General features: G+C 73.2%; 7 protein-coding genes. 1 reads left to right on the plus strand and 6 read right to left on the minus strand.

Annotation, left to right across the window (positions count from 1 at the left end; genetic code table 11):
* Positions 1–8: 8 nt before the first annotated feature.
* Genes folD through N5D62_RS17200 form a run of 6 tightly spaced genes read right to left on the minus strand, consistent with a single transcriptional unit; the run spans position 9 to position 6,933 of the window.
* The gene (gene folD, locus N5D62_RS17175; protein WP_279759078.1) at positions 9–917 is read right to left on the minus strand and encodes a bifunctional methylenetetrahydrofolate dehydrogenase/methenyltetrahydrofolate cyclohydrolase FolD; all 909 of its coding nucleotides are present in this window, start codon (positions 915–917) and stop codon (positions 9–11) included.
* Positions 907–1,773 (minus strand): formyltetrahydrofolate deformylase, encoded by an 867-nt coding sequence (gene purU / locus N5D62_RS17180; protein ID WP_279759079.1) that lies wholly within the window; start codon positions 1,771–1,773, stop codon positions 907–909. The genes folD and purU overlap by 11 nt, the downstream gene beginning before the upstream one ends.
* Positions 1,774–1,778: 5 nt before the next feature.
* Positions 1,779–2,468, minus strand: coding sequence for a hypothetical protein (locus N5D62_RS17185; protein ID WP_279759080.1), 690 nt, complete (start codon positions 2,466–2,468; stop codon positions 1,779–1,781).
* Entirely contained in the window at positions 2,455–5,373 is a 2,919-nt protein-coding gene (locus N5D62_RS17190) for a 2Fe-2S iron-sulfur cluster-binding protein (RefSeq protein WP_279759081.1), read from the minus strand. The genes N5D62_RS17185 and N5D62_RS17190 overlap by 14 nt, the downstream gene beginning before the upstream one ends.
* Entirely contained in the window at positions 5,370–5,633 is a 264-nt protein-coding gene (locus tag N5D62_RS17195; RefSeq protein ID WP_279759082.1) for a sarcosine oxidase subunit delta, read from the minus strand. The genes N5D62_RS17190 and N5D62_RS17195 overlap by 4 nt, the downstream gene beginning before the upstream one ends.
* A gap of 19 nt (positions 5,634–5,652) precedes the next feature.
* Positions 5,653–6,933 carry a sarcosine oxidase subunit beta family protein gene (locus N5D62_RS17200; RefSeq protein WP_279759083.1) on the minus strand — a complete coding sequence of 427 codons (1,281 nt, stop codon included), beginning with the start codon at positions 6,931–6,933 and terminating at the stop codon, positions 5,653–5,655.
* Positions 6,934–7,179: 246 nt separating this feature from the next.
* Between N5D62_RS17200 and N5D62_RS17205 the strand changes: the two genes are divergently transcribed.
* The coding region (locus tag N5D62_RS17205; RefSeq protein WP_279759086.1) for an aminotransferase class IV at positions 7,180–7,691 on the plus strand (512 nt) is incomplete at its 3' end.

Here is a 7,691-nt window from a genome sequence, read left to right on the forward strand (position 1 = left end):
TCCGGAGATCAGAGGAGCCGCGCAGCGGACGGCGCGGACGGGGAGCCGGTCGGGCCGCCATCGAGGCCCGCGGCGTCGACGGTGTTGGCCAACAGCATCGCGATCGTCATCGGCCCGACGCCGCCGGGCACCGGCGTGATCGCGCCGGCGATCGGGCGCACGGCCTCGAAGTCGACATCGCCGCACAGCCGCCCATCGGCGTCGCGGTTGATGCCGACATCGATGACGGTGGCGCCGGGCTTGACCATGTCGGCGGTGACGAAGCGGGGCCGGCCGATCGCGGCGACCAGCACGTCGGCCTCGCGGGTGAGCGCGGCCAGGTCGCGCGTGGCGCTGTGGCAGACGGTGACGGTGGCGTCGGCCTGGAGCAGCAGCATCGCCATCGGCTTGCCGACGATCGTCGAGCGGCCCAGCACCACCGCCCGCGCGCCGCGCAGCGGCGTGCCGGCCGCGGCCAGCAGCCGCATCACGCCGGCCGGCGTGCATGGGCGCAGGCCCGGCAGGCCGCCGAGCAGCGCGCCCTGGCTCTCCACGCCGAAGCCGTCCACGTCCTTGGCCGGCGCCACCGCCGCCAGCACGCGCGCGGTGTCGATGTGCCGCGGCAGCGGCAGCTGCACCAGGATGCCGTGCACGGCCGGATCGGCGTTGAAGCGCGCGATCGTCGCCAGCACCTGCGCCTCGCTCGTGGCCGCGGGCAGGCGTTCGGCGAAGGAAGCGATGCCCACTTCCTCGCAGGCGCGGATCTTGTTGCGCACGTAGACCGCCGAGGCCGGGTCGTCGCCGACCAGCAGCACCGCCAGCCCGGGACGCCGTCCCTCCGTCATCGCCGCGACGCGCGCCCGCAGCGCCTGCCGCAACTCGCGGGCGACGGCCACGCCGTCGATCGACCGGGCGCCGGACACGGGATCAGGCGCCATGGCGGAACACCACGGTGCGATGGCCGTTGAGCAGCACGCGCCGCTCGGCATGCCACTGCACGGCGCGCGCGAGCACGATGTTCTCCACGTCCTTGCCCAGCCGCACGAAGGTGTCGGCGTCCATCGCATGGTCCACGCGGATGGTGTCCTGCTCGATGATCGGTCCCTCGTCCAGGTCGCCGGTCACGTAGTGCCCGGTGGCGCCGACGAGCTTGACGCCGCGGCCATGCGCCTGGTGATAGGGCCTCGCGCCCTTGAAGCTGGGCAGGAACGAGTGATGGATGTTGATGCAGCGGCCCTCCAGCCGCTGGCACAGCTCGTCGCTGAGCACCTGCATGTAGCGCGCCAGCACCAGCAGCTCGGCGCCGGAGGCCTCGAAGCGCTCGAACAGCTGCGCCTCCTGCGCCGCCTTGTCGCCCTGCATCGGCAGGTGGTGGTAGGGCAGGCCGTACCACTCGGCCAGGCGGCGCATGTCGTCGTGGTTGGACAGCACGCCGACGACGTCGATCGGCAGTTCGTCGCTGTGCCAGCGGTGCAGCAGGTGGTTCAGGCAATGCCCGTGCCTGGACACCGCCAGCATCACCTTGAGCCGGTGCGCCGCGTCGTAGAGCTGCAGCTCCGCGCCGAAGCGCCGCGCCGCCGGCGCCAGCGCGATGCGGAAGTCCTCGATCGACTGGAAGCGCGGGCCCGCCGCGCGGAACACGGTCCGCATGAAAAACAGGCCGGTCTCGTCGTCGCCGTAGTGGGAGGACTCGGTGATGAAGGCTTCGCTGTCGGCCAGCGCCGAGGACACCGCGGACACGATGCCGACCGCGTCGCGGCAACGGATCGTCAGGATGTAGGAGGGAGGGGTCATGGGACTCAAGGCTGTGGGGAAAGGTCGGCGTCCGCGGCGTAGGTGAGCCAGCGGGCGAGGTAGTCGTCGTTGGCGCGGTCCACCAGCAGCCACAGCCGCCGCGGCGCCAGCCGCAGCGCGACGACCGCGATCTCGGCCAGCCGCGTGCGCGTGCCCTGGCCGGGCTCGGCCAGGCGCACGGTCGCGTCGAACAGCCGCGCGATCAGCGCGTCCAGCGCCGGGCCCTGCAGCTCGACGACCAGGGTGCCGGCCGACAGGTCGATCGCCTGCGCCGGCGCGTCGCCCGGCGGCAAGGCCGCCAGCAGCGCGTCCGCGGGCGCGTCGGTGCGGCTGAAGTGCAGCCACTCGCCGGGCCCGCGCCAGGCGAGCAGCGGATCCACGCCGATGAACCGGCCCGGGCCGGGCAGCCCGGCGGTCGCCCCAGCGGCGGCGATCGAGGCGTTGACGACGCGAGTGGCGGCGGGGAAGTTGGCGGCGGTGGCGCCGACCGCGCCGAGGTTGCCGACCGCGCCGACCGCCGCGACGGCGGCGGCCAGCGCCGGTTGACCGCCGGGCAGGCAGCGCAGCGTGACGACACGCAGCGGCTCGACGATGGCGACGCTCAGCGACGTGCCGCTCGCCGGCAGCAGCCGGGCGACGTCGCCGAGCCGCGCGCGCGGCAGCGGCCGCAGCAGGAAGGGGTCAGGCGTGGCCATTGAGGCGTTCTCCCTGGGGATCGAAGAAGGAAGGCCGCACCACCTCGGCCGCGATCGGCCGGCCCAGGTGGTAGACGGTGACCTGCTCGCCGAGCCGCTGCGGACCGCGCCGCAGCATCGCCAGCGCCACCGGATGGCCCAGCGCCGGGCTGTGGCAGCTGGAGGTGACGAAGCCCTCGATCGGCGCCGGCGGCGCGTGCGGCGCGACGTGCGCCCCCACCGGCGGCAGCGTGCGGCGGTCCAGCGGCAACAGGCCCACCAGCTGCATCCGGTCCGGGTCCTTCGCCGCGGGCTGCTGCAGCGAGCGGCGCCCGACGAAGTTCGCCGCCTTCTTCGCCACGCCCCGGTCCATGCCGATGTCGCCGGGCAGCGTCGTGCCGTCGGTGTCGCCGCCGACGTGGATGAAGCCCTTCTCGGTGCGCATCACCATCAGCGCCTCGATGCCGTAGGGCGCGGCGTCGAACGCGCGGCCCACCGTGCCCAGGTGCTCCAGCAGCGCCTGCGTGTGCAGCGCCGGCAGGTTGATCTCGTAGCCGAGCTCGCCGCTGAAGCTGGCGCGCAGCACCCGCATCTCGATGCCGCCCAGGCGCGTCCGGACCATCGTCATGTGCGGCATCCGCGACGGCGCCAGCGCCTCGTCGAAGCCCGCGGCCTCGAGCAGCCGCCAGGCCAGCGGCCCGCCCACGGTCACGTTGCCCCAGGCCGAGGTGACCGGCGTGACCAGCACCCGCAGGTCGACGAACTCGCACTGCAGCCATTCCTCGAAGGCGAGCGCGACGCGCTCGGCGCCGCCGGAGGTCGTGTTGACGAAGAAGTGGTGCTCGCCGAGCCGCGTCACGATGCCGTCGTCATGGATGACGCCGGTCTCGTGGGTCAACAGCCCGTAGCGCGCCTGGCCCGGCTTGAGCGTGGACATCGTGCCGACGTACATCAGGTCGAGGAAGGCCGCGGCGTCGGGGCCGCTGATCTCCAGCTTGCCCAGCGGCGAGCCCTCGAACAGCCCGACGTGGTGGCGGGTGTGCCGCGCCTCGCGCTGCGCGGCGGCCTCGATGGATTCGCCGGGCCGCGGATAGGCGGCGGGACGGTGCCAGTTGCCGTATTCCTCGAAGGCCGCGCCCTGCGCCGCGTGCCAGGCCTCGCCCGGCAGGTGCTTGAGCGGCTTGAGCCGGAGCCCGGCGCGGCCGGCCGCCAGCGCGTTGAGCGTGACCGGCTTGAACGGCGGGCGGAACTTGGTGGTGCCGACCTCCTGCGGCTTGCGCCCGGTGTGGGCGCCCATCAGCACCAGCGCGTTGATGTTGCTGGTCTTGCCCTGGTCGGTGGCCATGCCCATCGTCGTGTAGCGCTTGAGGTGCTCGACGGAGCGGTAGTTCTCGCGCGCCGCCAGCGCGACGTCGGCCGCGCCGACGTCGTTCTGCAGGTCGACGAAGGTCTTGCCCGGCCGGCGGCCGAGCGTGCCCAGCGCCGCGTCGCCGGTCAGGTTGCGCGCCGGCACGAAGCCGACGCCGCAGGCCGGCGCGATCGCCGCGTCCTCGCCGCGGCCGACCGCGCCCGCGTGCGTCAGCGCCCGGTCCAGCTCGAACACGCCCGCCGCGGCGCCGACGACGTCCACGCCCGGCACGGCCCGGTCGGGCACGAACATCGAGGCGCCCTCGACCCAGCGCAGCTTGCCGCCGGCCATCGAATAGAGGTTCACCGCGGGCGTCCAGCCGCCGGCGCTGGCGACGCAGTCGGCCTCCAGGCGCAGGCGGCGGCCGCCGCCGTTGCCGGCGATCGTCACGCCCTCCACGCCGCGCGTGCCGGCGACGGCCACGAGGCTGCTGTCGCGGTGGACCTCGACGCCGGGCGGCGCGGCCACGCCGCTGTCCAGCCGCTGGTCGACGATGGCCGTGACGTTGACGCCGGCCTTGAGCAGCGTGTGGGCGGTGGCGTAGGCGCTGTCGCAGGCGGCGGCGATGACGACGCGGCGGCCGCAGGCCACGTCGTACAGCGCCGCGTAGCGCTCGACCGCGTTGGCCAGCATCACGCCGGGGCGGTCGTTGTCGGGGAACAGCATCGGGCGCTCGAAGGCGCCGGTGGCCACGACGATGCGCCGCGCGCGGATCTTCCACAGGCGCTCGCGCGGACCGCCCGCGTCGCGCGCCCCCATGTCGCCGAGCGTCTGCACCGCGCTGGCCATGCCGTGGTCGTACAGGCCCAGCCCGGTGCAGCGGGTGACCAGCTCGACGCCGTTCTTGAGCAGCTGCCGGCGCATCGAGCCCAGCAGCGTCGCGTGCGCCGGCTGCGTCGCCAGCCAGCCGCCGGTCGACGCGGTGCTTTCCAGCAGCAGCACCCGGCGTCCGTCCTGCGCGCCCTCGATCGCCGCCTGCAGGCCCGCCGCGCCGGCGCCGATGACCAGCAGGTCGACCTGGCGCGAGACCTCGTCGTAGCGGTCGGGATCGGGCGCGTCCGCCGCCGCGCCGAGGCCGGCCATGCGGCGGATCGTCGGCTCGAACAGGTGCCAGTGCGGCCACATGAACGTCTTGTAGTAGAAGCCCGCCGGCAGCAGCGCCGACACCTTCCCGTTCAGCGCGGCGAGGTCGAACTTCAGCGACGGCCAGGCATTGCCGGTGCGCGCCACCAGGCCGTCCGCGGCGGCGATGTCGGTGGCGCGGGTGTTGGGCGTGAGCCGCGCGCCGTCGCCGATGTCCAGCAGGCCGGTCGGTTCCTCCAGCCCGCAGCTGAAGATGCCGCGCGGCCGGTGCAGCTTGTAGCTGCGGCCGACATGGCGGATGCCCTGCGCCAGCAGCGCGGAGGCGACCGTGTCGCCGGCGAAGCCGTCCACCGGCGCGCCGTTGAAGGTGAAGCGCAGCGGGCGCAGGCGGTCGACGCCGCTGGTCGTGGACGGGGGCAGGCGATAGCCGCTCATGGCCGCGCCTCCGTCATGCCGTAGGGCGCGCCGAGCTCGTGCGTGACGGTGTCGCGCACGAGGTTGAACCACGCGCCGCAGCCGGCGGTGTGGCGCCAGCGCTCGGCGTGCGCGCCCTTGGGATTGCGGCGGAAGAACAGGTAGCGGCCCCAGGCCTCGTCGTCGCAGTCCAGCGGCGGGCGCGTGATCGCGGTGGTGCCGCCGCAGTGGAACTCGCTCTCCGGGCGCTCGCCGCACCAGGGGCAGGTGAGAAGCATCATCTCGGTGTCTCGCTCGAAATCAGTGGGCGATGCCGGCGGCGCCGGCCTCGTCGATCAGGCGTCCGGTCAGGAAGCGCCGCAGCTGGAAGGGCTCGGCCAGCTCGTGGTCGCGGCCGGTGGCCAGCACGTGGGCCAGCGTCCAGCCGCCGACCGGGATCGCCTTGAAGCCGCCGGTGCCCCAGCCGCAGTTCAGGTAGAGCCCCGGCACCGGCGAGGCGCCCAGGATCGGGCTCGAGTCCTGCACGATGTCGACGATGCCGGCCCACTGGCGCAGCAGCCGCAGCCGGCCCAGCGAGGGCAGCATCTCCGCGGTCGCCGCCACCACGTGCTGCATGACGCCGAAGCTGCCGCGCTGCGCGTAGGACGGGAAGTGGTCGAGCGCGCCGCCGATGACGACCTCGCCCTTGTCGCTCTGGCTCCAGTACGCGCCCAGCGCCGGCGACAGCGTCACCGTGTTGAGCACCGGCTTGACCGGCTCGCTGACCATCGCCTGCAGCGCGTAGCTGGTGATGGGCAGCTCGAAGCCGGCCAGCGCCGCCAGCACCGAGGAATGGCCGGAGACGGCCATCGCCGCCTTGTCGCAGGCGATCTCGCGCATCACGTCGCCGTCCGGACCGCGGTGGCGGACCTGCACGCCGGCGATCGCCTCGCCGCGCTTGAGGAAGCCGGTGACCTCGCAGTTCTGGATGATGTCCACGCCCAGCGCCGACGCGCCGCGCGCGTAGCCCCAGGCCACCGCGTCATGCCGCGCGGGTCCGGCGCGGCGCTGGATGAAGCCGCCCAGGATCGGATGGCGCGCGTCGGGGCCGAAGTTCAGCCGCGGCTCCAGGTCGCGGACCTGGCGCGCGTCGAGCAGCTCCGCGTCGATGCCGTTGCACTGCATCGCGTTGGCCCAGCGGGACTGCGCCTCGAGGTCGTGCCGCGAATGCGCCAGCGTGACGATGCCGCGCTGGCTGAACATGATGTTGTAGTTGAGCTCGCGGGACAGCGCCTCGTAGAGCTTGACCGAGAAGTCGTAGAGCCGCGCGCTCTCCGGGTACAGGTAGTTGGAGCGCACGATGGTCGTGTTGCGGCCGGTGTTGCCGCCGCCGATCCAGCCGGCCTCCAGCACGGCCACGTTGCGCACGCCGTGCTGGCTGGCCAGGTAGTAGGCGGTGGCCAGGCCGTGGCCGCCGCCGCCGATGATGACGACGTCGTAGCGGGGCTTGGGCTCGGCGACTTCGCGCCAGGCCGGTGCCCAGTCCTCGTGATCGCGGCGCGCGGCGGCGAGCAGGTTCCAGGCGGAGTAGCGGGTGCGCATCGGGGCTCGTTCGTGTCAGTGGTTGCAGGCCTTCAGCCTACGCAGCGGGGGGCGGCGCGTCTTAGGCCCGCGACGCGCGGTTTTAGGCCGTCCCATCCCCCGGGGCCGCGCCCGGTGCGTCCGGACTAACAACGAAGGGCGCGCGCCAAAGCCGCCGGGCGAAGGGCGTCCGAAGATGGACCATCCCCTTCAATGCCCCATTCCATGGGCCTTCGCAGCATGAGCAATACCGACACCTCACTCCCCCTGGCCGCGCCCCGGCCGGCGATCTCCGATCGCGACGGCAAGATCTGGATGGACGGCGAACTGGTCGACTGGCGAGACGCCCGCATCCATGTGCTCACGCACACGCTGCACTACGGCTGCGGCGCCTTCGAGGGCGTGCGCGCCTACGAGACGTCCGGCGGCACCTCGATCTTCCGGTTGCGCGAGCACACGCAGCGGCTGTTCAACAGCGCCAAGATCCTGCGCATGAAGATTCCCTTCAGCGTGGAGCAGGTCAACGAGGCGCAGCGCGCCGTCGTGCGCGCCAACGGCCTGAGCAGCGCCTACCTGCGGCCGCTGATCTGGATCGGCTCGGAGAAGCTGGGCGTCAGCCCCAAGGGCAACCAGGTGCACCTGATGGTCGCCGCCTGGGCCTGGGGCGCCTACCTCGGCGAGGACGGCCTCAAGCGCGGCATCCGCGTCAAGACCAGCTCCTACACGCGCCACCACGTCAACATCACGATGACGCAGGCCAAGACGGTGTCCAACTACAC

This window comes from Mitsuaria sp. GD03876 (genome assembly GCF_029840635.1).
In the GTDB taxonomy this organism is placed as follows: Bacteria; Pseudomonadota; Gammaproteobacteria; order Burkholderiales; family Burkholderiaceae_C; genus Roseateles.